At 33.7% G+C, this 23990-nt stretch carries 18 protein-coding genes and 1 pseudogene; 11 read left to right on the plus strand and 8 right to left on the minus strand.

What is annotated here, in order from left to right:
• Nucleotides 1–20: 20 nt before the first annotated feature.
• Together ACKX2A_RS19660 and ACKX2A_RS19665 are read right to left on the minus strand one after the other, a co-directional pair.
• Nucleotides 21–425 carry a hypothetical protein gene (locus ACKX2A_RS19660; protein ID WP_415326680.1) on the minus strand — a complete coding sequence of 135 codons (405 nt, stop codon included), beginning with the start codon at nucleotides 423–425 and terminating at the stop codon, nucleotides 21–23.
• Nucleotides 426–453: 28 nt separating this feature from the next.
• Nucleotides 454–1503 carry a hypothetical protein gene (locus tag ACKX2A_RS19665; RefSeq protein WP_415326681.1) on the minus strand — a complete coding sequence of 350 codons (1050 nt, stop codon included), beginning with the start codon at nucleotides 1501–1503 and terminating at the stop codon, nucleotides 454–456.
• A gap of 91 nt (nucleotides 1504–1594) precedes the next feature.
• On the opposite strand from ACKX2A_RS19665, the gene ACKX2A_RS19670 reads away from it, so the two are divergent.
• Together ACKX2A_RS19670 and ACKX2A_RS19675 are read left to right on the plus strand one after the other, a co-directional pair.
• Nucleotides 1595–4129, plus strand: a complete 2535-nt coding sequence (locus ACKX2A_RS19670) for a phosphoenolpyruvate carboxylase (protein WP_415326683.1) — start codon at nucleotides 1595–1597, stop codon at nucleotides 4127–4129.
• A gap of 122 nt (nucleotides 4130–4251) precedes the next feature.
• Entirely contained in the window at nucleotides 4252–5079 is an 828-nt protein-coding gene (locus tag ACKX2A_RS19675; RefSeq protein ID WP_415326685.1) for a hypothetical protein, read from the plus strand.
• A gap of 34 nt (nucleotides 5080–5113) precedes the next feature.
• Here the strand turns inward: ACKX2A_RS19675 and ACKX2A_RS19680 are convergent, their stop codons facing one another.
• Complete coding sequence (locus ACKX2A_RS19680; RefSeq protein ID WP_415326687.1) at nucleotides 5114–6727, minus strand: S8/S53 family peptidase; 1614 nt, start codon at nucleotides 6725–6727, stop codon at nucleotides 5114–5116.
• 86 nt (nucleotides 6728–6813) lie between these two features.
• On the opposite strand from ACKX2A_RS19680, the gene ACKX2A_RS19685 reads away from it, so the two are divergent.
• From ACKX2A_RS19685 to ACKX2A_RS19700, 4 genes are read left to right on the plus strand one after another with little or no spacing between them, the layout of a single operon-like run.
• The gene (locus tag ACKX2A_RS19685; RefSeq protein ID WP_415326689.1) at nucleotides 6814–7938 is read left to right on the plus strand and encodes a DegT/DnrJ/EryC1/StrS family aminotransferase; all 1125 of its coding nucleotides are present in this window, start codon (nucleotides 6814–6816) and stop codon (nucleotides 7936–7938) included.
• 5 nt (nucleotides 7939–7943) lie between these two features.
• Nucleotides 7944–8384: a hypothetical protein gene (locus ACKX2A_RS19690; protein WP_415326691.1), complete on the plus strand. Its 441-nt coding sequence runs from the start codon at nucleotides 7944–7946 to the stop codon at nucleotides 8382–8384.
• Between the two features lie 18 nt (nucleotides 8385–8402).
• Nucleotides 8403–9425 (plus strand): UDP-glucose 4-epimerase GalE, encoded by a 1023-nt coding sequence (galE, locus tag ACKX2A_RS19695; RefSeq protein ID WP_415326693.1) that lies wholly within the window; start codon nucleotides 8403–8405, stop codon nucleotides 9423–9425.
• 36 nt (nucleotides 9426–9461) lie between these two features.
• On the plus strand, nucleotides 9462–9914 hold the full coding sequence (locus ACKX2A_RS19700; protein ID WP_415326695.1) for an adenylyltransferase/cytidyltransferase family protein: 453 nt from the start codon (nucleotides 9462–9464) through the stop codon (nucleotides 9912–9914).
• A 50-nt stretch (nucleotides 9915–9964) separates the two neighbouring features.
• On the opposite strand, the gene ACKX2A_RS19705 is transcribed toward ACKX2A_RS19700, so the two are convergent.
• The 4 genes and pseudogenes from ACKX2A_RS19705 to pnuC form a co-directional block, all read right to left on the minus strand.
• Nucleotides 9965–12475 carry a TonB-dependent receptor domain-containing protein gene (locus ACKX2A_RS19705; RefSeq protein WP_415326697.1) on the minus strand — a complete coding sequence of 837 codons (2511 nt, stop codon included), beginning with the start codon at nucleotides 12473–12475 and terminating at the stop codon, nucleotides 9965–9967.
• A gap of 168 nt (nucleotides 12476–12643) precedes the next feature.
• Nucleotides 12644–13669, minus strand: a complete 1026-nt coding sequence (gene mltG, locus ACKX2A_RS19710) for an endolytic transglycosylase MltG (RefSeq protein ID WP_415326698.1) — start codon at nucleotides 13667–13669, stop codon at nucleotides 12644–12646.
• Nucleotides 13670–13696: 27 nt separating this feature from the next.
• Nucleotides 13697–14464 (minus strand): diaminopimelate epimerase, encoded by a 768-nt coding sequence (gene dapF, locus ACKX2A_RS19715; RefSeq protein WP_415326700.1) that lies wholly within the window; start codon nucleotides 14462–14464, stop codon nucleotides 13697–13699.
• Between the two features lie 989 nt (nucleotides 14465–15453).
• Nucleotides 15454–16107, minus strand: a pseudogene (pnuC, locus tag ACKX2A_RS19720) (nicotinamide riboside transporter PnuC); the annotation flags it as partial.
• 165 nt (nucleotides 16108–16272) lie between these two features.
• Here pnuC and ACKX2A_RS19725 point away from each other — a divergent pair.
• The 5 genes from ACKX2A_RS19725 to ACKX2A_RS19745 all read left to right on the plus strand — a co-directional run bounded on the left by ACKX2A_RS19725 (nucleotide 16273) and on the right by ACKX2A_RS19745 (nucleotide 22561).
• Nucleotides 16273–17799 (plus strand): APC family permease, encoded by a 1527-nt coding sequence (locus ACKX2A_RS19725; RefSeq protein ID WP_415326701.1) that lies wholly within the window; start codon nucleotides 16273–16275, stop codon nucleotides 17797–17799.
• A 61-nt stretch (nucleotides 17800–17860) separates the two neighbouring features.
• The gene (locus tag ACKX2A_RS19730) at nucleotides 17861–18889 is read left to right on the plus strand and encodes a WD40/YVTN/BNR-like repeat-containing protein (RefSeq protein ID WP_415326703.1); all 1029 of its coding nucleotides are present in this window, start codon (nucleotides 17861–17863) and stop codon (nucleotides 18887–18889) included.
• A gap of 78 nt (nucleotides 18890–18967) precedes the next feature.
• The gene (locus ACKX2A_RS19735; RefSeq protein WP_415326705.1) at nucleotides 18968–19879 is read left to right on the plus strand and encodes a sialate O-acetylesterase; all 912 of its coding nucleotides are present in this window, start codon (nucleotides 18968–18970) and stop codon (nucleotides 19877–19879) included.
• 90 nt (nucleotides 19880–19969) lie between these two features.
• On the plus strand, nucleotides 19970–21328 hold the full coding sequence (hemN, locus tag ACKX2A_RS19740; RefSeq protein WP_415326707.1) for an oxygen-independent coproporphyrinogen III oxidase: 1359 nt from the start codon (nucleotides 19970–19972) through the stop codon (nucleotides 21326–21328).
• A gap of 141 nt (nucleotides 21329–21469) precedes the next feature.
• Nucleotides 21470–22561, plus strand: a complete 1092-nt coding sequence (locus ACKX2A_RS19745; protein WP_415326709.1) for a hypothetical protein — start codon at nucleotides 21470–21472, stop codon at nucleotides 22559–22561.
• 8 nt (nucleotides 22562–22569) lie between these two features.
• On the opposite strand, the gene ACKX2A_RS19750 is transcribed toward ACKX2A_RS19745, so the two are convergent.
• Entirely contained in the window at nucleotides 22570–23931 is a 1362-nt protein-coding gene (locus ACKX2A_RS19750; protein ID WP_415326711.1) for a PQQ-dependent sugar dehydrogenase, read from the minus strand.
• Nucleotides 23932–23990: the final 59 nt, after the last annotated feature.

Below are 23990 nucleotides of genomic sequence, written 5' to 3' on the forward strand. Positions count from 1 at the left end.
AAATTTAGTAAAGTCAGGATTTATTGCAAGACAATTTTGTAATATCCTTTTTCGTCTGTTACGTCGATTCCAACACCTGTAAAGGTTAATTTATTGATTTGAAAACCATCACAACCTCCTTTGAATTCCGATGAGTATATTGAAAAATCAAAAAGTTTGACATTAGAATAGAATTTGTAATTTTTTACGCCATTGTAAGCGCCCACATTTTCCAAAATAACCATATTATCGGATGTTTTGGTGAGTTGTACACCCACATTATTTTCGTCCTGAATTGAATAAGCCGTCAATGTTCCGTTGGCAATAAGATTTTCATTATTGGAATTGACGAACTCGAAAACGATGGGTTGTGGTGCGTTGTAGCAGTCTTTTTCACAGGAGATGAAAAGGAGAGTTATTATTAGAAATAGGAGTGTTTTTTTCATGGGATTGTTCAATATGAGTTAAAGCTACTTAATTTTTGTCGACAATATTATTATATTCGTGAAATTTAGTATAAAATTCAGCATATTCTTTATTTAATTCTATTTCTCTTGCGAATCTATTTTCTTGTTTAAATTTTAGATTTTTAATAACATTAATTTGCAATTGATAAACTTGAGAAACTATTTCACCTATATAACTTACATCATTTCCTGTTATTGAATTATACTTAATCTTTTTTTCTAATTCGTATATTGATTTTAATTGATTATCTTCTAGTAAAAAAATATTGCCAATTTTTTTATCTCTATCTAGGCAATTTAGGATTAAATATGAATCATTATAAAAATTAAAAAGATTAGTTAATTCGGTTTGAATAGGTTGATATAAAGTTAAAGCAGCTTTACGTAAATTCATTCCATATATATCTAAATTAGTTTCTCTATTATATACCCATCCAGAAAGTGATAATTGTCCATTCTTTATTACTTCAATATTTTTTGGGAATGGAAATCCACAATTTTCAGAAATCATAAAATCGGTAGAGCCGTTAATTAAAAGTAAATTATTGATTTTTAATGCAAAAGAAGAAGGATTGTATTGAAATAAGAAAGTTTCTACACCAAAAGCATTTAATCCTTTGCTGTGGGTTTCAGATTCTAAAAAATGAATTTGTAAGAATCTATCTTTTTTCCCACTTCTATTATCAATACATAGCCTAGGTATTATTCCTCCCTTATTTTGTTCGAGAAAATAATAATTTAACCATAAACCTATTCGAACTTTATCAAGCCAATTCAAAACTTTCAAAGCTTCCCTACCATTTATTTCTTCTTTAAAACATATTTTTTCAATAATAGTTTTAATTTCCGCCTCAAAATTAGCATACCTATCATTACATTTTGTGCATGCTGGTGCCGTGAATTGTTTCCAATTAAACTTTATGGTTTTTCCATTAACAGTTCCAAATTTGACAATTCTATTAGGATCACCAGTTAATTTAAGTAACCATTGAGGTAAGATATGTTCTTTATTTTTATTTTCTGGTTTCTCTCCACAAAATACACAAATTTTTTCCATTAGTTTTTAATTGCTAATTTAATTAAAAACTTAATTTTTTTTTACCTAAATTAATATTTTAATATTAGTTCAAATCCCCTACATTTGTTATATGATACACGACCAACGCGCAGAAAAATTCAGGCAGATCGTGGAAAATAAGTTCCAGATCTACAATTCATTATTTATGAGCCTGCCTTATGATAAAATGACGAATATCGGGATGTTGCTTCCCTTCCTTTGCGAAGAAAGTAAGATCGGTTACGAAGCCGGAAAAACACCCGAAGAAATCGTTGAAGAATTTTTTAAAAATCATACCGATTTACAAGCCGAAGAGCAAAAAACAGAGCTGCTTTTTAAAATCATACAATATATTGAAAGACAGGTTGTTTTATTCGATAGTATTGAAGATGCTGCTTTTCCAAACCTGCATTCCGAAAGTGATAACGGAACAGTAACCAATATGTACGAACGATCTTTACAAGACCATAAACTCGAGAAAATTCGTGAAAAACTTAAAGATTTTGCGGTGAAGATTGTATTTACAGCTCACCCGACACAGTTTTATCCAAATTCAGTGCAGAGAATTCTTCATGATTTGAGAAACGCGATCACGACAGATTCTATCACCAATATCGACATGCTGTTGCAGCAGTTGGGAAAGACCCCTTTCGTAAACAAAGAAAAACCAACTCCGATTGATGAAGCTTTGAGCATTATTTATTATTTGAGATATGTTTATTACGACACAATTGGCGAACTTTTTACGAAGATAAAAACGACTTTCGGAAGCGATCATTTTCACTTGCACGAGGACTTGATCCAGCTTGGTTTCTGGCCGGGAGGTGATCGCGACGGAAATCCTTTTGTAACAGCAGATGTTACGAAAAGAGTAGCGGAAGAACTTCATTCTGCGATTTTAAAAGCGTATTATAACAATCTGAAAACAGTAAGAAGAAGACTGAGTTTCAGAGGTGTTTCTGATGTTTTGACGAAGTTGAGCAACGAATTGTACTCTGCAATTTTCAGAAACGAAAAAATTACGGCAGAAGATATCATCAAAAGGCTGGAAGAAGCAGAAAAGATTTTGGTTGAGCAACACAATTCTTTGTTCATCGATCTGTTAGTGAATTTCAAAGATCGTGTGAAGATTTTCGGAACTCATTTTGCGACTTTGGATGTTCGTCAGGACAGCAGAATTCATCAGCAGGTAATCGATACGGTTTTTGCTAAATTGAATGGAACTAAGGAAGCAAGTTTTGAAGATAAGTTTAATCAATTAATTCAAATCTCAGAAAGAATAAATCCTGATGACTTTGAAGATATTGTAAAAGATACGTTACGCACGGTTTTCCAAGTTTCAGAAATCCAGCAACTGAACGGATTGAGAGGGATGAACCGTTATATTATTTCCAATTCCGATGCGGTAAAAGATGTGATGAATGTGTACGCATTTTTCAAGATTTGCGGTTATCAGGATGAAGAAATCAACATGGATATTGTTCCGCTTTTCGAGACGATGGAAGGTCTTGCCAATGCCGAAAATGTAATGACTGAATTGTATCAAAATCCGATTTATAAAAAGCATTTATCAAAAAGAGGAAATCAGCAGACAATCATGCTTGGTTTCTCAGACGGAACGAAAGACGGTGGCTATCTGAAGGCAAACTGGGAAATTTATAAAGCAAAAGAAGTTTTAACTAAACTTTCCGAGCAAAACGGAATTAAAGTAGTCTTTTTCGACGGTCGAGGCGGACCTCCCGCAAGAGGTGGCGGAAAAACCCACGATTTCTATGCTTCTCAGGGAAAGACGATTGCCAATAATAAAATTGAATTAACGATTCAAGGGCAAACAATTACAAGTATTTTCGGAAATAAAGAACAGGCAAAATACAACTTTGAACAGCTTTTAACCGCCGGTGTGGAGAATGATGTTTTTAAAAATGCTAAAAAAGATTTAACGGAAAAAGAAAGAGCTTTAATTATTGAATTGGCGGATATCAGTTATCAGAAATATTCAGATTTGAAGGCGCATCCGATGTTTGTTCCTTATCTGCAGGAAATGAGTACGCTCGAATATTACGGAAAAACCAATATTGGAAGCCGCCCTTCGAAAAGAGGAGGAGGAAACGAATTGAAATTTGAAGACTTAAGAGCCATTCCGTTTGTAGGTTCTTGGGCTCAGTTGAAGCAGAATGTTCCCGGATTTTTCGGTTTCGGTTTTGCGATGCAGCAAATGAAAGAGCAGGGAAGGTTTGATGAGGTGAGGGAATTGTACAAAGGTTCTGACTTCTTTAAAACTTTAGTTTTGAACTCGATGATGAGTATGAATAAGACGTATTTTCCACTGACGTATTATATTAAAAACAACCCAAAATTCGGTGCATTCTGGAATGTTTTGTTTGATGAATATAATCTTTCCAAAAATATTATGCTTGAATTAACAGGCTTTAAAATGCTTCAGGAAGAAGATCCGCTTTCCAGAAAATCGGTGAAAATCCGTGAAAGAATTGTTTTGCCTTTGTTGAGTATTCAGCAATATGCTTTAATGAAAATTCAGAAAGGAGAGGGCGATTTGGAAGCGTATGGAAAACTGGTGACGCGTTCTTTGTTTGGGAATATTAATGCGAGTAGGAATTCGGCGTAAAAATTTAAAACTTTTAAAAATATAAGAACACGGCAATTTTGTCGTGTTTTTTATTTTAAATCAATTGATTATGATGGATTTTGTGTAATTTTATATTAACTAAAAACTTTAACTGAAAAGCCATGAAAACAAAAACTTTTCTTAGAAGAACAATATTCTTTGTTCTTATTTTTCTTTGTATTCATTGTAATAATAAAGATTCTGCTCCAACTGAAGGAGCTTCTTCAGGACAAGATACTCTTACCTTACCCGATTCTATAGAAGCTGCTTCAGACAGTACTGCCGCAACTTCCTCAGGAAAAGATACCATCAATTTGAATAAACCTGATTCTTCTAAAGTCATAACTAAAAAAGATAGTGTTGCTGCTAAACCTGTTTTTCAGACAAAAGAGATTAAAGCAAATACTTTGATTTATGCTCCAAAAGATATGAGCAAAGACAACAGTTACAATGTTTTAGCGATGGTAAATATGAATGATATTGAAAAAAGCATTGCGTCAATGCAAAAAGAAGCAACTGAATCGAATAATAAAAAGATAAAATCTTCTGATATTAAAGTATCTAAAAATGTGACGGTTACCAATAAAATAAAAGTAACGATGAAATATGATAAAGATATTTTTGATGTATTGAATTCTGATGATGACGAAATCAAAATTTTAGATAAAAACCAAAAAGAAATTGTTTGGAAATGGCTTTTAAAACCTAAAAAATATTCATCAAATACGCATCTTACTTTTGTATTTCAATCGATGGATAATAATGAAATTTTATTTGAAGAAGAGAAATTTGTAAATGTAAATATCTCTGTTACTAATACTTTTTGGGGATATTTGGAATATCTTGCAGAAAATCCGAAGTATACAATTCCTTCCATTATTCTTCCTTTAATAACATTTTTTGCAGGAAGATTTTTAAGAAAGAAAAAAGAAAGTCAGGACAAAGAATAACAAAAAAACCTCTCAATCCGAGAGGTTTTTCAATTTATTCCTTTATAAATTTTTCATAATACATCTTATCCTTCGTCTGAATTTTCAGGTAATAAACACCTTTCGCAAAATCTTCGACTTTCACAGATTTTTGATTGTTAGCTTTAATAATCAATCGTCCTAAATTATCATACACTTCCAGCGAAAGAACTTCACTTTCGGAGGCGATATTTAAAATATTTTTAACCGGATTCGGGAAAATGGCAATATTGTTTTTCTTTACCAATTCCGAGGTACTTAAAACATTATTAAAGAACTTTCCGAAATTCAGAATTCCAAATCCCATCTGATCGGTGTGATTGGGGAAAAGTGATGCGGTTTCTCTTAATTTCGTTCTCATCAAATCACGATTCATGGTATAAAAAGCCTGAATAAGACAGGCAACTCCACCTGCTGCAATCGGCGTTGCAATCGATGTTCCCGTAACGGAAATTGTCGAATTGTTATAAACTGAAGTCGCCAATGTTCCTCTTGCACTTGCATCCGGTTTTACTACACCCACAGAGTTTGGCCCGTAAGATGAAAAGTTGGAAGAAGCTCCTGCCGAATCTACCGCTCCGATGGTAAAAACTTTTGCATTATCCGCCGGAGTTAAAAGATAATGCCATGTTTGCGCCCCTGAGTTTCCGGCTGCAAATAAGGTGAAGATCCCTTTATTAACGGCAATTTCTGCACCTCTTGCAATGAAAGATGTTGTTCCGTTGAGGTTGGCGTACGTATAATTGTATTTCGGATCATCAAAAGTTGCGTAACCTAAAGATGTTGTTATCATATCAACGCCTTTTCTATCGGCTTCTTCCGCAGCTTCGATCCAGTACAATTCTTCTTCAGGGATTTCAACGGCTGCATTTTCGCTTCGGTAAAGATAAAAATCTGCATCGGGTGCAGAACCTACAAAAGTATCCTGTATGTAGCCTCCGATTGAACCTAAAATGGCTGAACCGTGGTTATTTAAAGTTGTGTTGTAAATATTTGTACTGCTTTTGGTTACAAAATCATATCCACCTTTGATGTGGTTATTTGTCCATAATCTTGCAAAGGCAGAACCTGTATCTACCATAGGAAATCCTGTGTCAATCACCGCAATGGTAACGCCTGTTCCTGTGTAACCTGCAAGGTGAAGCGGACGAAGATTAATCTGATCAATTTGTTCCATTCCTGAACCGTAATCGAAAACCGTTAAGGTTTTGTTTGTGGAATTATCGGTAGGGTTTTCCCATTTATTTATATTTTTAAATTTCGGAACAACTGAAGAATTTCGTGCAAAGCTTTCAACAGACTGAACATAAGTTTGGGATTGAAGTGTCGTAATCTGAGCCGGAGTTGCATTTACCGCAACACCATTCAGCCATTTGGAATAATCCGTCACCGTAAATCCAAGATTCTGAACAGCTTGAATGTAAGACTGTTCGATCGGAGCATCCTGATCATTCAGCGCAATTCCGAGTGAAGTTCTTCGGTTGAGGGACTTCTGAGACAGCTCTGACAAGGGATTTGCATAAAATGCAGCCTTGTTGGGTTTGTCTTTAAAAAATACAAAAACAAGCGATGTCTGCGCAAAACTGACAGAGTAACCCGCTAAAAGACAAAAGAGTAAAGTTTTTTTCATGTATTTATTTTCTATAAAGATAAAACAAAATCAATAAAATTTTTGATAGGATTTTAAAATCCTTATTTTTACACAAATATTTGTTTATGAAAAAAATTCAGATGGTTGACTTACAAAGTCAGTATTACAAGATAAAAAATGAGGTAGATAATGCAGTTTTAAATGTAATGGATTCAGCGGCTTTCATCAACGGGCCGGAAGTAAAGTCTTTCCAAAATGAATTGGAGTCTTATTTGGACGTAAAAAACGTTATTCCCTGCGCCAATGGTACAGATGCTCTTCAGATTGCTTTAATGGCGCTTGATCTGAAAGAAGGTGATGAAATTATCACGGCAGATTTCACTTTTGCGGCGACAGTGGAGGTTATTCATTTATTAAAATTAAAATCTGTTTTGGTAGATGTAGATTATGATACGTTTACGATTTCAACAGAAGCGATAAAAAAAGCAATTACGCCCAAAACAAAAGCGATCATTCCTGTACATATTTTCGGACAATGTGCTAATATGGAGGAAATTTTAAAGATTGCTGAAGAAAATAATTTATACGTCATCGAAGATAATGCACAGGCAATCGGTTCAGAATATACTTTTTCTGACGGTACGGTAAAAAGTGCAGGAACGATGTCTACAGTGGGTACAACATCTTTCTTTCCATCTAAAAATTTAGGTTGCTACGGAGACGGAGGTGCAATTTTCACGAATAATGATGAGCTGGCTCACCGTTTGAGAGGAATTGTAAATCATGGGATGTACGAAAGATATTATCATGATGAGGTGGGGGTAAACTCTCGCTTAGACAGTATTCAGGCAGCGATTTTAAGAAAAAAGCTTCCTAATTTGGACAACTATAATGAAGCCAGAAGAAAAGCAGCAGATTATTATGATGAGGCTTTTGCCGGACACGAACATATCTTGACTCCGAAAAGAGCAGAGAATTCTACACACGTTTTTCACCAATATACTTTGAGAATTTTGAACGGAAAACGTAATGATTTGCAAAAGTTTTTAGCTGAAAAAGATATTCCGGCAATGATTTACTATCCTGTGGCTTTAAGAAAGCAAAAGGCTTATTATCAGGAAAGTAACGATGCAGATTTTGTAAATACGGATAAATTGTTGGATCAGGTAATTTCTCTTCCGATGCACACGGAATTGGATGATGAGCAGTTGAAGTATATTACGGATGCTGTGTTGGAGTTTATGGGATAAATTAGATGAAAAAGAAAATTTTTAGATATAAATTTGTTTATTGGATAGGAATTTTATTAAGCTTAATTGTTATGACTTCTTTCGGTCTAGCAGGCTTTAATAGAATTATAACAAATTCTTTTAATGATTTCCAAGAGGTTTTGTTTTCTATTACAACATTTTCTATATTTATTTTATCCGTTATTTCTTTGATTTTATTAATTCTGAAAAACAAAAATTCAGTACTTGTTTTATCAAGTTTACTAGTTTCGATTATTATTACACTTTCATTAGGAATTTTAAATTCTATATTTATTATGAAAGACTTTGGTATAAATAAATCAGATTATTTAATTGCATTTTGCATATATTTAATATTATTTGGATTCTTGTATTTAATTCAACGATTTAAATATAAAGACTTAAAATATGAAAGTATAGAACTAATAGGAACACACAATGATTAAAAAAATAATTACTAAAAAATGGCAATACTTGTAACAGGAGGTCTAGGATATATTGGTTCACATACGGTTGTGGAACTTTTAAATAACAATTTTGATGTTGTTATTGTTGATGATTTATCCCACTCGGAAAAGTTTATTTTAAAGAATATTGAAGAAATTACAGGAAAAAAGCCTGTTTTTTACCCTTTTGATTTAAAAAGAAAAGAACTGCTGACTCAGGTTTTTGATGCTCATGAAATTGATGGATGTATCAATTTTGCGGCGTTCAAAGCGGTGGGTGAAAGTCAGGTAAAGCCGATTGATTATTATGAGAATAATTTGTTTTCATTAATCAATATTTTGCAGGAATTTAAAGAAAGAGAGATTTCAAACTTCATTTTCAGTTCGTCTTGTACGGTTTACGGACAGGCGGACAAAATGCCGATCGATGAAAATACTCCTCTGAAAATGCCTGAAAGCGTTTACGGAAAAACGAAACAGATGGGCGAAGAAATCTTAATTGATTTTGCTAAAGCTTATCACCGAAAAATTTCGTTATTAAGATATTTTAATCCGATTGGAGCGCATCCGTCAGGAAAAATTGGTGAATTACCAATTGGAGTTCCGAATAATTTAGTACCTTACGTCATGCAAACTGCAGCCGGAATTCGCGAAAAACTAAATGTTTGGGGTGATGATTATCCGACGCAGGACGGAACTGCGGTTCGTGATTATATTTACGTTGTGGATCTGGCTAAAGCTCATGTTGCAGCTTTAAAAAGATTAATGGAGAATAAATCTGACGAACCTGTGGTTGATATTTACAATCTTGGAACGGGGAAGGGGTCTTCGGTTTTAGAAGTCGTGAAAGCTTTTGAAACAGCAAATAATGTGAAGGTTTCTTATCAAATCTGCGACAGGAGAGAAGGTGATATTACGATTGCTTATGCCAATGCTGACAAGGCGGAAAAAGAGCTTGGCTGGAAGTCTGAAACTTCTCTCGAAGAGGCTTTGGGAACGGTTTGGCAATGGCAGGAATATTTAAAGACAAGAAACGTTTAAAACAAAATTTAGACATAAAAAAAGAATTTATTTAATATGAAAACACAAAGAATAGGGATTACGTTTTCCTCATTCGATCTGTTACACGCAGGTCACATCAAGATGTTGGAGGAAGCTAAAACAGTTTGCGATTATCTTATTGTCGGATTGCAGATAGACCCTTCACACGATCGTCCTAACAAAAATAAGCCTACACAAACTATTGTAGAAAGATATATTCAGTTAAAAGCAGTAGATGCTGTTGATGAGATTATTCCTTATTATACGGAAGAAGATCTTTTGGATATTTTAAAGTCTTTCGTAATTGATGTAAGAATTATTGGAGACGACTATCTGGACAAGGATTTTACAGGTAAAAAGTATTGCGAAGAAAAAGGTATCGAAATCTTTTACAACAAAAGAGACCACAGGTTTTCCTCCAGTGATTTAAGAAAAAGAATCTACGAAGCAGAATTGGCAAAACTAGAAAGAGCCGAAACAGTAAAATAAAAAAAATCCCGAAAGTAATTTCGGGATTTTTTGTTCTATATAAAGAAGGATTACATTGGTCCTCCTTGCTGATCGTCTCCTGTTGCATTGGAGTTGATGTCTTTCTTTCTTTTTGGTTGATCGATTTTCTCTCCTTGTTTGAATCTATAAGTGAATGACAATGTAAATTGTCTTGGCTGCCATTGCATATAAGAATCTCTAACATAATTGGGTCCATAAGCTGTGGATTGCATTGCTCTTGTATTGAAAATATCCTGAATATTGAAGCTTATAGTTCCATTACCGTTCATTACTGTTTTAGATGCACCAAAACTCACAGCATACATATCTTTTCTGTCCACACTTTGAGTTTTTTGTCCTCCTCTATAAAATCCTTGTATTTGGAAATTAAAAGTTTTATCAATTTTAAATGTAGATGTTAATCTGGCTCTTGAAGAGAATCCGCTACCTTCAAAAGATAATGGTTCAGACATTTTAGCCGCATCAAAATATGATCCTGTTGTTTTATATCGGAACAAATCCACATTACCCATAAATTTCAACCATTTTGTAGCATCCCAATTGAAATTTAAATCCATACCATATCTATCATCTGTACCTTCATTAATAGGTCTTGTGTAAAACGTACTAAGATTATTTTTAGGATTTATCGCATTATAAACAGCCATTTTTACATCATCAGCAGTATGTCTGTAATAAAGAGTAGGATTAATTGTGAAATTCTTTTTAGAGATGCTATATCCAAATTCATATGAATCTACATATGATGGATTTAAATCAATATTTCCTTCAAAAATGTTCTGATTATCATTATAGCTAGGATTTGGAATCATGAAAAATGAACGAGGACGGTCAATTCTTCTTGAATAGTTTACCAAGAATTGATTGTCTTTTGCTATTTCATAACTTAAGAATACACTAGGAAAAAGATTATTATAATTCTTAGATGTGATTTTTGAATCATTAGATAGGTTTAAATAATTAATATCAACATTTGATACTTCATCTCTTAAACCCAATTGATATCCAAGTTTTCCGATTTTACTCTTAAATTGAACATAAAATGCATTGAACATTTCTTTATAGGTAGCATTGTAAGAATAATCTCCGAGATAAGAAGGGGGTATTGCGATATCTTCTGTTTCCAATACCATGTTAGAATAGTCGTTATTATTTACATCCAATCTATATCCTGCTTCAACTTTAGAAACTTCACCAATAGGCAATTCATAATCAGCTTTAGCGATTATAGATTTATTAAGCGTTTTTTGATTAATCAGATCCTGAAGTTTGAAATTATAATTTTCAGTATCGTAAATATCTGTGTCATTATTAGAACGATTTCTCTGTAAGCTTAATGAAAGAGAGATGTTCTGACCTTTATCATCAAACTTATGATCTAATCCAAAATCACCTTGAAATGCAAGATTATTACCACTTCCATTGTTTAATCTTTGTCTGAAATTACTTCCTCCACCAGCTAAATAATCGTAATAGGTAACATTACCATCACTTGTGTTATCAAAAGTTCTGACAGTTCCAGATGCATTAATGGATGTTTTATCGGTAATATCAAATGTTAAACCTCCGGAAGCATTGTAATTATCATTTTTACTTTTAGTAACCGATTCATTATCCGTCTGGTTTATTGCCCCACTATTGTACCAGGCATTATTTCTACTGGTATTTTTAGATTCTCTGTATCCTCCGCCACCATTTAGGAACCAGGTAAATTTACCTTTTCTCCAGCTTAAGTTTGTATTTAGGTTAGTTTGAGGAAGATATCCTAAAGTCCCGATAACACTACCGTTGAATCCTGTTTTTTTACTTTTCTTTAAAATAATATTTAAAATACCGGCAGTTCCACTTGCTTCAAATTTTGAAGAAGGGTTTGTAATTACCTCAATTTTTTCAATCTGATCAGCCGGAATACTTTGTAAAGCATTTGCACCATCATCAATTCCAAGAAGAGCAGAAGGTTTTCCGTTAATTAAGAATTTTACATTCGAACTACCTCTCATAGAAACTGTACCATCTGTCTCCACAGAAACTGAAGGTACATTTGAAAGCACGTCCTGAAGGCTTCCTCCTTTACTTACAATGTCCTGCGACGGATCATAAGTTCTTTTATCTAATTCTACTTTATAAGGCTTTGTAGAAGGCGCAGTAAGTACAATTCCCTGAATATCTCCAGTTTTTACATTGGTTGCGCTTTTTTCTGGCTCGATGGCTAACGCACCGATATTTCCTGCTGCTGTAATTTGTTTGTTGACAACACTTTTCTGGTAATCGATTGCTTCCACAGTGATGTCGTAAGTTCCCGGAGCAAGATCAAGTTTGTACTGACCTTTCTCGTCCGTAAGAGCAGCATCGCTGAATAATTTATTCGCTTTATTACTAAAAGTAACAGAAGCATAAGGAACAGGCTGATTGTTTTTGCTGACAACTGACCCGGAAATACCTACCTTCTCCTGAGCAAAGGCAAATGCCGCTGCCGAAAGTACAAAAGTAAGCCCTAAGGTTTTTTTTGTAAAAATGTTAATGATTTCCGTCTGATTCATAAGGTATTTTTTGTGTAAAATCGTGAAAGATTTTCCCTAATATTACGAAATTGTTAATTGGATAATTTTCGAGATATTAAGTTTAATTTATTATTTGTAAATATATATGTCGCTTTAAGTTGCTAAACGTTAATTATTAAATTGTTAAAATAAAGTTAAATTTATTTTCTATTTTATATTTTTGGAATTTAGCCAGTTTTGATAAGCTTTTGCATTAATTGCATGCTGCTCCGCACTCGCCGTAAATTTATGATAGCCCAATCTCGCAGGATCTGCGCACATAAAAATGTAATCATTCTTTTCTGCATCCAAAACAGCATCTACAGCATTCTTGTCCACAATACAAATTGGTCCCGGAGGTATTCCCGCATTAGCATATGTGTTATAAGGTGATGGTGTAGAAAGATGTTTATACAAAACCCTTTTAATTGGCTTTATGAAATTCGTTTGTCTGTTGATCGCATAGATTACCGTAGGATCCGATTGTAACTTCATTCCTTTTTTGTAACGGTTAATGTACAATCCTGCAATCGTTTTCATTTCATCTTTTTTTCCTCCCGATTCTTTATAAACAATTGCCGCCAAAGAATAGATCTGATCTCTCGTTAAACCCGATTGCTGCTCTTTCGCTTTTCTTTCACTATTCCAAAAATCATTGTACTGATTTTCAAATTTTTGGAAAAACTCTTCCGGAGTTACCGTCCAAAAGAAGTTGTACGTGTCTATAAAGAAATATTTCTTAAGATCTTCTGCGCTTGTAAATCCTTTTTTTACAGCAATTTCGTCCAGTCCTTTTGAAAATTTAGCAGAATCTATCTCGGTTTTTTTTGTTACTCTTCCGACCAGTCTGTAAATATTTTCAAAATCTCCGACTCTGTAGCTGTTTTCGCTTTGGTTTCCAGCTTTAATCATATTAATTAGATTCGAGTTTCCTAAACCTTTCTGGAAATGATAGCGTCCCGGTTTAAAATACTTATCTAATCCCTTTTCTTTTGCTACGGCTTCGAAAGACTCTTTATTATCAACATATTTTGCTGCAGAATCCAAGATTTGTTTAAAATTCGCCTGATGAGGAATCAAAACATACCCATCTTTTTCGATGTTGTTTCCGTAATATTTTTTATAAAATCTAAATCCAAAAAATCCACCTACTACAATTACAAGTAGGATGATCATAAGAATTACTTTTTTCATTTAAATGGTGTTAAAAGTTTTTTGTTTTTAAATAAGATCTACTTTTCCTCTAAAAACCTGTTTTGCGGGACCTTCCAGCCAAATATTTTGGAAAGAATTTCCGTTTTTTTCAGCATATACTTTAAGATTTCCACCTAAAGTTTTAACTTTTACAGAAATTAGATTGTTATTTTGTAAAAAAGTTAAAGCAGACGCCGTAACTCCTGTTCCACAACTGTATGTTTCATCCTCAACGCCTCGTTCATAGGTTCTTACGAAGATCTCTTCATCCGCAATTTTTTCTACAAAGTTTACATTGATTCCTTTTTCTTTATAATTTTCAGAATTTCTGATGCCATGTCCTTCTGCAAAAACATTGTAATTCACCAAATCTTCAACATATTTTACATAATGTGGAGAACCGGTATCCATTACGCTGTCTTTTCCATCGTTGGAAATAGTTTCTACATCAGACATCTGTAATTTTACGATTCCGTTGTGGATTTCGGCAACATGTTCTCCATCGATCGCGATGAATTTACAATTACCTTCAAAAATATCAAGGAAAAAGGCGAAAGCTACCGAACAACGAGCTCCGTTTCCGCAGAAACTTTTTGAACCGTCGGAATTATAATAATCAACTTCAAAATCATAACCTTCGGCTAAATTTATTTTAATCAGTCCATCTGCACCGATCCCAAAACGACGGTCACAAAGTTTCTGAATATTTTCAATTGAAAGGTCATCCCATTCTCCGGAACGGTTGTCGATCATTACAAAATCGTTTCCAGTACCTTGATATTTATAAAATTCCATATTTTCTAGTCTAATATTTTGTTTAAAATTTAATTTTTTTAGCCACAAAAAAGGTAAGATATTCTAATGTATTTTACGATTAGCAAACAAGAGTTATCAAAAAGTAAAAATCAAAGATTTTTTTTAACTAATGTTATCTTATCTGCGATTTAATAATGAACTTAAAATACTATAATGTGTTAATCTTTTGTTTCTTTGTGGTTAAAAAATATTTAAAGTTTGTTTAAAATTGAACATGCAAAATTACTACAATTAAAACAAAAAACGAACAGTGTTAGCTGTTCGTTTCGTTATTTATAATCGTTTTATCTAAATCCGCCTCCAGTGCTTCTTTCTGGCTGTGGTGAAGATTGCTGTGGCTGAGGAGAACTGTTTCTGAACCCTCCGTTATTCGAATTGCCGCTGGATGAAGAGTTGTTTCTAAAGCCACTGTTGTTCGAATTACTGTTACCTGAGGAATTATTTCTAAATCCTCCACTGTTTGAGTTATTATTCGATGACCCGTTTCGGAATCCTCCGCTGTTGTTGTTTCCTCCCTGATTATTCTGATTTCTGAATCCGTTGTTTGGTCTTTGGCTGTTTTGCCCGTTATTCGGTCTGAAACCACCATTCGAATTACCACTATTGTTGAACCCATCACCTCTGAAGCCGTTGTTTGGTCTCTGAGAAGTGGTCTGTCCGTTTCCGGATCTTCTTTCTACATATACTTTTCTTCTGGAATTGTTGTAATTATAGTAATAATACGGCATTCCGTTATCATAATAATAGGTATAGTCGTTTCTGTAATAATATCCGTCATTCCCCCAATATCCACCATTTCCATAGTATCCTTGAGGTGCGTAATAATATCCATTGTTATAGTAAGGATCTCCATATCCGTTACTTCCGTATGGATCGGAATAGACAGTACAAGCTGTCAGGCTAGTTAGCATTATAACACCAAATGCTATTTTTAATAAATTTTTCATGTCTCTATTGTACTTTTTTTCTTTAAAACTTTTTATCCAATTTAGATATCCTACGATAGCTAATATAGTGAATACCAAATATTGAACCGAAGTGATTCCGAGTCCCTTATAAATCATCATGGGCATGCAAATAAAATCGCCGATAATCCAGAAAATCCAGTTCTCTATGCGCCTTTTCGCCATAAACCACATTCCAACCAAAAATATAGAAGTGGTGACAACATCCAGCCAATTTCCCCAATCCAAATGATATAAGCCAAGGTTTGTTCCTTTCATAGAAAATTGATTATCAATATAAGGTTTGTAGTAATATATAATTGTTACTAGAATTAAACTTAAAATAAAAAGCAAAATTCCATACAACCACTCTTTTTTTGAGGCCCAAGTTACATCCACATGAACATGGTCTTCCGAACTTTTTGCCCATAAAATCCAGCCGTAAATACTCATTACCGTGTAATAAACATTAATCATACAATCGCCCAACAACCCAAAATTGAAGAGAATATAAACATAAATTAATGTTGAAATAATTCCTGTAGGATAAACCCAGATATTTTTTTTAATTGAAAAATAAACACTTAAAATTCCGAAAACCGTAGCAAACGATTCCAGGAAAATCTGTAGTGTTGTGTAGGTTTCGTAGGGTTTTACGAAAAGATCGTATAAATTCATGTGATCAAAAATAAACAAAAAAACAGAGACTTTAAAATGATTTAAATATTATGAAAATCAGTTTTTTAAGTTTTTTAATTTAAAATAAATGATTAAAGTTTATCAATAAACGTTAAGGTTTATAAAATTTTTATATTTTCGTAAATCTTTAATAAATATTAAAATATGTCTAAAATTTGGGTTAAAAAACCAATGAGCGCCTATGAAGCTGATATCAAAAAGAGCCAGCTGAAACGCGTTTTAGGAAAATGGAGCCTTACTGCTATTGGGATCGGAGCAATTATTGGCGGAGGGATCTTTGTACTTACAGGAACGGGAGCTTACTATAATGCGGGACCTGCATTGGCGCTTTCCTTCGTAATTGCGGGGATCGCATGTGTCTTTGCGGCTTTATGTTATGCAGAGTTTGCATCAATTCTTCCTGTTGAAGGTTCTGCTTATGCTTACGCATACGGAACTGTAGGGGAAATTTTCGCTTGGATCATCGGTTGGGGATTGATCTTGGAATATGCAATGGGATCTATGACCGTCGCCGTTTCCTGGTCTGGGTATTTTGGTAAACTCCTCAAAATGTTTGGACTACACCTCCCGGAATATCTTACAACAGACCCACAAACATACATCGCTGCAGGAAACTCTGGTTTCTCAATGAATTTACCGGCGTTTTTTATCGTTTTAGTTGTTATTTCAATCTTATTAAGAGGAACAAAAGGTGCTGCAAAAGCAAATAATTTCATCGTAATGCTTAAAGTTTCTGCGATTATTTTCGTAATCATTGCCGGAGCTTTCTTCATCAACCCTGAAAACTGGCAGCCATTCATTCCTGCTCCAACTGTAATTACAGAGAATGGAGTGTCACACACAGCTTACGGCTTCGGCGGAGTGGTCGCGGGAGCATCAGCAATTTTCTTTGCTTACGTAGGTTTCGATGCCGTTTCCACGCAGGCTGGAGAAGCTATTAATCCTAAAAAAGATGTACCATTTGCGATCATTGCTTCATTGGTAATCTGTACACTTTTATATATCTTGGTATCTCTTGTTTTAACAGGAATGATGCATTATACAGACTTCAATCCGCTTGGGAAATATCCTGATGCAATTAAAGCTCCTGTAGCTTATGCGTTTGATATTGCAGGTCAGGCTTGGGCTGGATATATTATTACAATTGCTGCAACAGTTGGTTTGATTTCAGTATTGATGGTAATGATCATGGGACAGTCTAGAATTTTCCTAGGAATGTCTAAAGATGGTTTGATTCCTGCAACGTTCTCAAAAGTAAATCCTGAAACGGGAGTTCCTTCAAAAAACCTTGTTATTTTAGGAATTGTAATTTCTGTAATTGCTTCTTTAACACCGATTAATGATCTTGCTCACATGACAAGTTTCGGGACGTTATTCGCGTTTACAATGGTTTGTGTAGCAGTTTGGGTATTGAGAGTAAAAGAACCTAATTTACAGAGAAACTTCAAAGTTCCTGCATTGCCTGTAGTGGCTTGTTGCGGAATTGCGATCAATGTTTACTTAATTATCAACTTGAGTAAAGAAGCTCAAATGTATTCTTTAGCTTGGTTGGCTATCGGATTTGTGATCTATTTCCTTTACAGTAAGAGAAACTCAAAACTTCAAAATGGAGGTTATGGAGAAACTTTCAAGGCAGAACAAGAGCCTTTGGAAAAACCAGATTTAGATTAATATTAAAATATAAATCAAAATAAAATCCACAGAATTCTGTGGATTTTTTATTTTTGTAAATATGAAAAAGCTATTACCATTTTTATTTTCATTTTTTGGAATTTTTACATTCTCTCAGCAAATCGAAAGTTTTAAAACGATTTTAAACGATAAAATAAGCATTCGTGCCTTGGAAATCTATGACAATAAAGTCTGGTACAGCGGAACAGATTCTAAGTTTGGCTTTGTTGATTTAAAAAATCTGAAGAATCAAAAACAGATAAGATTATCAGAAAAAAAATTACAGTTTAGAACATTAGGAGAGAGTAAGAATTTTTTCTACACAATCAACATAGAAAGCCCGGCCGAGTTTTTTAAGATTAATAAAAAAAGTTTAAAATATGAAATCGTTTTCCGGGATACGGCTAAAACAGCTTTTTATGATGCTCTTCATTTTGTAAATGAAGCAGGTTTTGCGTTTAGCGATCCAGATAAAGATTTGAATTTAAAATTAGTAACATTACTGGCGAGTAAGAATAATTACAGTTTTTATAATGTTGGCTTCACAAATCATGATAGAGTAAAACTAAAGGAAGGTGAAGCTGCATTTGCGGCAAGTAATACTAATATAGCTTCTTATAAATCGAATCTTTGGATAGCAACAGGTGGCAAGTCTTCTAGAATATTACGAATGAAAAATCTATCTATAGAGGTTTTCGAAACTCCATTTATTCAGGGAGAATCTTCACAAGGAATGTATTCTATTGATTTCCTGAATGATAAATTCGGTATTGCCGTTGGAGGAGATTATACAAAACAGGATGCAAATATCAACAATATAGCAACTACAAACGACGGTGGTGAAACCTGGCAAATTCAGGCTTCAGGAAAGAATGCTGGTTATACGACTTGTGTAAAAATTAAACCAAACTCTAATGGAAAAGAAATAATTTCCGTTGGAGATCAACACATCAGTTATTCTTCAGATTTTGGAAAAACATGGACGAAAATTTCCGATGAGAAAGGTTTTTTTGTGTGCAAATGGGTTGATGAAAATACAGTTGTTTTTGCAGGAAATGGGAAAATTTCTGTGATGAAATTAAAATTCTAAATTTCAATCATAGAACATATCTTTACGAATAGTATTCATTATAACGATCTTCAATTTAAATTTGATTAAAATTTCTGCATGAGAACATTAAAAATATTCTTCTTTTTATTAATTCCGACTTTATTTTATACACAAAAGATCCGGGTCTTCATTTTGGCTGGACAATCGAATATGAATGGTTTTGGGTTTAATAAAGATCTTCCGAATGATTTAAAATCGTTTAAAGATGTTTATATTTTTCAGGGAAATTCTGTTCCAGACGGAGACTTGAACGGAGGAGTAGGAAAGTGGGAAGTTTTGAAACCGGGACATGGAACTGGTTTTAAAACAGACGGAAAAACAAATATACTTTCCGACAGATTTGGATTGGAAATGTCTTTCGCAAAAAAGATGAAAGAATTATTTCCGAATGATAAAATTGCCTTAATAAAATACGCCAGAGAAGGAACTTCAATTGACAGTGTTGCAAGAGGAAATTTCGGCTGTTGGGATTCTGATTTTAATGGAATAAATGGCTTAAATCAATACGATAATTTTTTAAAAACTGTAAAAAATGCTTTGTCTGAAACGGATATTGATAAAGACGGTAAAAAAGATGTGATTGTTCCTTCGGGAATTCTGTGGATGCAAGGTGAAGGCGACGCAAGTTACACGGAAGAAATTGCCAACAAATATTACGATCATTTAAAAATATTAATGAACCAAATGAGAGCAACAATGTTGACAGACGATCTTCCTGTTGTAATCGGAAAAATTTCAGATTCGGGGAAAGATAAATCCGGCAGAGTTTGGAAAATGGGTGAGTTGGTGCAATATGCTCAGGAGAAATTTGTACTGAATGATAAAAATGCTGCCATTGTTCGTTCGACTAAAAATTACGGTTATGGTGACGATCCATGGCATTATAATAGTGCGGGATACATCGATTTAGGACAAAAATTTGCGGAAGAGGTATTTAGACTCATTATAAATTTCGAAAATAAACCCTAATATATTTCATGATTCAAAATTCATAAGATATATTTAATTTTGCATAATGAAGTTCCATTTGGAATTTCAGATTAAAATTTTAAATCAAAAATGAATTCTTTAATAGATAAATATAATATTCCGGGTCCACGTTACACTTCTTATCCTACAGTTCCTTATTGGGATGAAAATTCTTTCACTCCGGAGCAGTGGAAACAAAGTGTGATCAGGACTTTTAAGGAGACGAATGCAGAGGAAGGAATTTCTATTTATATTCACCTGCCTTTTTGCGAGGCTTTATGTACTTTTTGTGCGTGTCATAAACGTATTACAAAACAACACAGCGTTGAAATTCCATACTTGGAAAGTGTATTGAAAGAATGGCAATTGTATCTTCAATTGTTCGACGAAAAACCAAAACTGAAAGAACTTCACCTGGGTGGAGGAACGCCGACTTTTTTCTCTCCGGAAAATTTAAGAAAATTATTAACCGGAATCTTCGAAACGGTTGAAATTGCAGAAGATCAGGAATTTTCTTTTGAAGGGCACCCGAATAATACGACCAGAGAGCATTTGGAAACTTTGTATGAATTAGGTTTCAGAAGGGTAAGTTTTGGAGTTCAGGACTACGATCCGAAAGTTCAGAAGGCGATCAACAGAATTCAGCCTTTTGAAAATGTAAAAAGAGTGACGGAATGGGCAAAAGAGATTGGTTACAGAGGAATAAGTCATGACCTTGTTTTTGGACTGCCGCATCAGACATGGGAAGCGATGGAATATACCATTCGCAAAACAATGGAGCTAAAACCTGATCGTTTGGCGTTCTATTCCTACGCGCACGTTCCGTGGGTAAAAGGTGTTGGACAAAGAGGTTTCGACGAAAATGATTTGCCAAGTGGTGAAGAAAAGCGCCGTTTGTATGAGGATGGTAAAAAATTATTGGAAGAATTAGGCTATATTGAGGTTGGAATGGATCATTTTTCTTTGGAACATGATGATTTGTACCAGTCTTTGATTCAGAAAAAATTGCACAGAAATTTCATGGGCTATACTTCTAGCAAGACTCAATTGATGGTTGGTTTGGGAATGTCTGCGATTTCGGATTCATGGTATGCTTTTGCGCAAAACGTGAAAACGGTGGAGGAATACCAAAAAATGGTTGAAGAAGGTAAAATCCCTGTTGTAAAAGGTCATATTTTGAATGATGAAGATCTGATAGTAAGAAGACATATTTTGAATTTAATGTGTCAGCTGGAAACTATTTTTGACGTTAATAATTCTTTTCCAGAGCTTGAAAATGCATTCGAAATGTTGAAGGAAATGGAAAAAGACGAATTGGTGGAAATTCATGAAAATCAGATAAAAATTACAGAAAAAGGAAGAGCATTTACAAGAAATGTAGCAATGGTTTTTGACCTTAGAATGATGAGAAATAAGCCGGAAACGAGAATTTTCTCCATGACGATCTAGTCTATGAGTAGAAAAGTTCTTTTGGTAATATTGTATTTGTATGCACTGATTTTTAGTGTTTTAAAAACTATAAGATTTCCGAATGACTGGGCAGAAGCACATTGGATGCTCGATTACAGGTTTGGATTTATCAAAAGAGGTTTGGCTGGTGAAATTTTTGGATGGTTTTTTGAGAAAAATGAATTTAATATTTTAATTTTTTCAGCAGGAATTTTGTTTTTGCTATATATTTTGATATTTATAATTACTAGTAAAGAAATTTTTAAACAAGAAAATAGTTTTTATAGAATATTATTTTTATTGATCTTTTTTCTGTCTCAATATATTATATTTTCAGCGCACTTAATTGGATATCTGGATCATGTTGTCTTTTTGTTGACGATTTTAATTGTTTATTTAATTCAACGAAAGAAAATCCTCTTATCATCTTTGATTGCGACATTTTGCATTTTGATTCATGAGATTTCTTTTTTCTTGATGATTCCAATAAGTTGTTTCGCTTTGATTATTAATGAGATTTCAATTGAAAATTTTTCATTTAAAAATATCTTTTCAAAGAATATTGTAAAGAAGCTTACTTTGTTTTTAGTGTTACCTTTTGTAACGACAATTTCGGTTTCGATATATCAGGAAATAATTGGCGAAAATTACTTTTCTTTGATTTTTAATTATTTAAAACAAATTCCATTTATAGCGGAAAAACCGGCAGATTCAGTAAGTTCAGCATACACAAAAAGTTTTTCTTATTACTTTAAAGAAGAGAGCGGAAGTTTTATTCAAAGATTATTTATATCAAAAGGAACAGTTTTTTATGGAATCCCGATCCTTTTTTCTCTTTTGATGATCTTTAAAGAATTTAAATTAAAACAAAACATCCAACTATTCATTTTGCTTGCTGTAATTGCTTTTATTCCTCTGTTGCTTCATTCCATTGCGTATGATACGTATAGAATCTGGTCTTTTCCTTTTATGATTTTATTTTTAGCTTTTTGGATTTTGAGTTCAAAATTTAAATCAGACAAAAAAGAAGTGAGAAATTTATCAACTCTTGAAATCGTATTTTTCTTATTGGCGTTTTTGCTGGTAACATTAGCTACTAACGTTTTATTTGATGAGCAGACAGAAAGATTTTCATTAATAAGTAGAATTGTAATAATTATTCCGATGTTTATAATATTATATTTTATAAAAAAGCCCCAATCGAAAAGAATTGAGGCTTCAAAAAATGTTTAAGAATATTTTTACTTAATAATTAGCTTTTGACTAAAAGATTTCAAGTTTCCAGATTTTAAATTAATAAAATAAACACCTGCAGGAATTCCGGAAATATTAATACTGTTGTCATTTTCGATTTTTGCAGATTCCAATACTTTTCTTCCATCAAAACTTATGATATCTGCGGAGGTATTTTTGTCTTTTAAGTTTTCAATAAAAACCTTTTTAGAAGCTGGATTGGGATAGACTTTAATTTGCATTAAATTATCATTCTCCTGAGTACCTAAAGTTCCTGATGTTACTTTAAATATTTTTCCGTTATTCACAGCAGCTACGAACAAATCATTTTGATTATTAATTCCAAAAGTTGAAAAATTATTCCCCGAAAATGCTGATGTCCAGGTGATTGAATTATCACTATTCAAAATCCCAATCTGTGTAGAACAATAATCTGCAAAAATATATTTTCCCTGCAAAGCCGGATAAGCCGTTCCTCTGTAAATATAACCTCCTGTAATCGAACATTTTCCTCCAGAGTGGTCATACACAGCTACTGGGAAAGTCATCGTTGTTTGGCTCGCGCAACCTGTTGTATTGTAAGCATTATTTCCCTCGTAGCATCGCCATCCAAAGTTAATTCCGGCTTGTGTAATCGGAACTCTGTTGATTTCCTCGATTTGCCCTTGTCCAACATCTGCAATCATCGCATTACCAGACACTGTATCGAAATTAAATTTCCATGCATTTCTCAATCCATAAGCCCAGATTTCGTCGGCTCCGTCAATTCCAATGAAAGGATTTCCGGGTGGAATATTGTAAGGTCCCGTAGAATTGATGTCGAGTCTCAACATTTTTCCCAAAAGAGAATTTTTATTTTGCGCATTGTTATTCGGATCTCCGCCGCTTCCTCCATCACCCGTAACCACCCAAAGATAGCCACTAGGATCAAAATGGATGCTTCCACCGTTATGGTTATCAAACGGTTTGGGCTGGTTCAAAATAATTTTTTCCGTACTTGCATCGGCAACATCGGGATTTGAACTTCGGGTGTATCTTGCTACCGTAATATTCCCGCTTGTGTCGTTATAATACACAAAAAAATACCCGTTGGTCGAGTATTGTGGATGGAAGGCAAGTCCTAAAAGTCCTCTTTCACCGCCATAAGTGATTTTGGAACTTATGTTTAAAAAATTAGTTGAATTAATGGTTCCATTTGGCTGTACAATTCTAATGATTCCGTTTTGCTGAACGACAAATAATCGGCTGTCATTGGCATTCGTAATTTCGACAGGAGCTGTAAATCCGGTAGCAAATTCTTCCAGACTAATGTTTTGTGCATTAATAAACAGGGAAGAAAACATCCCTGCTGCAAAAAGTAGTTTTTTCATAATATTTTGATATTTAGTGTATTAAATCTGAATGAAAATTTCGTACCAATCAATTATTG

The organism is Chryseobacterium sp. MMS23-Vi53 (assembly GCF_047651245.1).
Lineage (GTDB): Bacteria > Bacteroidota > Bacteroidia > Flavobacteriales > Weeksellaceae > Chryseobacterium.

Bases quoted from the DNA above. Each gene is read 5' to 3' on its own strand.
- ACKX2A_RS19660 (WP_415326680.1), bottom strand. From the start codon at position 425: ATGAAAAAAACACTCCTATTTCTAATAATAACTCTCCTTTTCATCTCC.
- ACKX2A_RS19665 (WP_415326681.1), bottom strand. From the start codon at position 1,503: ATGGAAAAAATTTGTGTATTTTGTGGAGAGAAACCAGAAAATAAAAAT.
- ACKX2A_RS19670 (WP_415326683.1), top strand. From the start codon at position 1,595: ATGATACACGACCAACGCGCAGAAAAATTCAGGCAGATCGTGGAAAAT.
- ACKX2A_RS19675 (WP_415326685.1), top strand. From the start codon at position 4,252: ATGAAAACAAAAACTTTTCTTAGAAGAACAATATTCTTTGTTCTTATT.
- ACKX2A_RS19680 (WP_415326687.1), bottom strand. From the start codon at position 6,727: ATGAAAAAAACTTTACTCTTTTGTCTTTTAGCGGGTTACTCTGTCAGT.
- ACKX2A_RS19685 (WP_415326689.1), top strand. From the start codon at position 6,814: ATGAAAAAAATTCAGATGGTTGACTTACAAAGTCAGTATTACAAGATA.
- ACKX2A_RS19690 (WP_415326691.1), top strand. From the start codon at position 7,944: ATGAAAAAGAAAATTTTTAGATATAAATTTGTTTATTGGATAGGAATT.
- galE (WP_415326693.1), top strand. From the start codon at position 8,403: ATGGCAATACTTGTAACAGGAGGTCTAGGATATATTGGTTCACATACG.
- ACKX2A_RS19700 (WP_415326695.1), top strand. From the start codon at position 9,462: ATGAAAACACAAAGAATAGGGATTACGTTTTCCTCATTCGATCTGTTA.
- ACKX2A_RS19705 (WP_415326697.1), bottom strand. From the start codon at position 12,475: ATGAATCAGACGGAAATCATTAACATTTTTACAAAAAAAACCTTAGGG.
- mltG (WP_415326698.1), bottom strand. From the start codon at position 13,669: ATGAAAAAAGTAATTCTTATGATCATCCTACTTGTAATTGTAGTAGGT.
- dapF (WP_415326700.1), bottom strand. From the start codon at position 14,464: ATGGAATTTTATAAATATCAAGGTACTGGAAACGATTTTGTAATGATC.
- ACKX2A_RS19725 (WP_415326701.1), top strand. From the start codon at position 16,273: ATGTCTAAAATTTGGGTTAAAAAACCAATGAGCGCCTATGAAGCTGAT.
- ACKX2A_RS19730 (WP_415326703.1), top strand. From the start codon at position 17,861: ATGAAAAAGCTATTACCATTTTTATTTTCATTTTTTGGAATTTTTACA.
- ACKX2A_RS19735 (WP_415326705.1), top strand. From the start codon at position 18,968: ATGAGAACATTAAAAATATTCTTCTTTTTATTAATTCCGACTTTATTT.
- hemN (WP_415326707.1), top strand. From the start codon at position 19,970: ATGAATTCTTTAATAGATAAATATAATATTCCGGGTCCACGTTACACT.
- ACKX2A_RS19750 (WP_415326711.1), bottom strand. From the start codon at position 23,931: ATGAAAAAACTACTTTTTGCAGCAGGGATGTTTTCTTCCCTGTTTATT.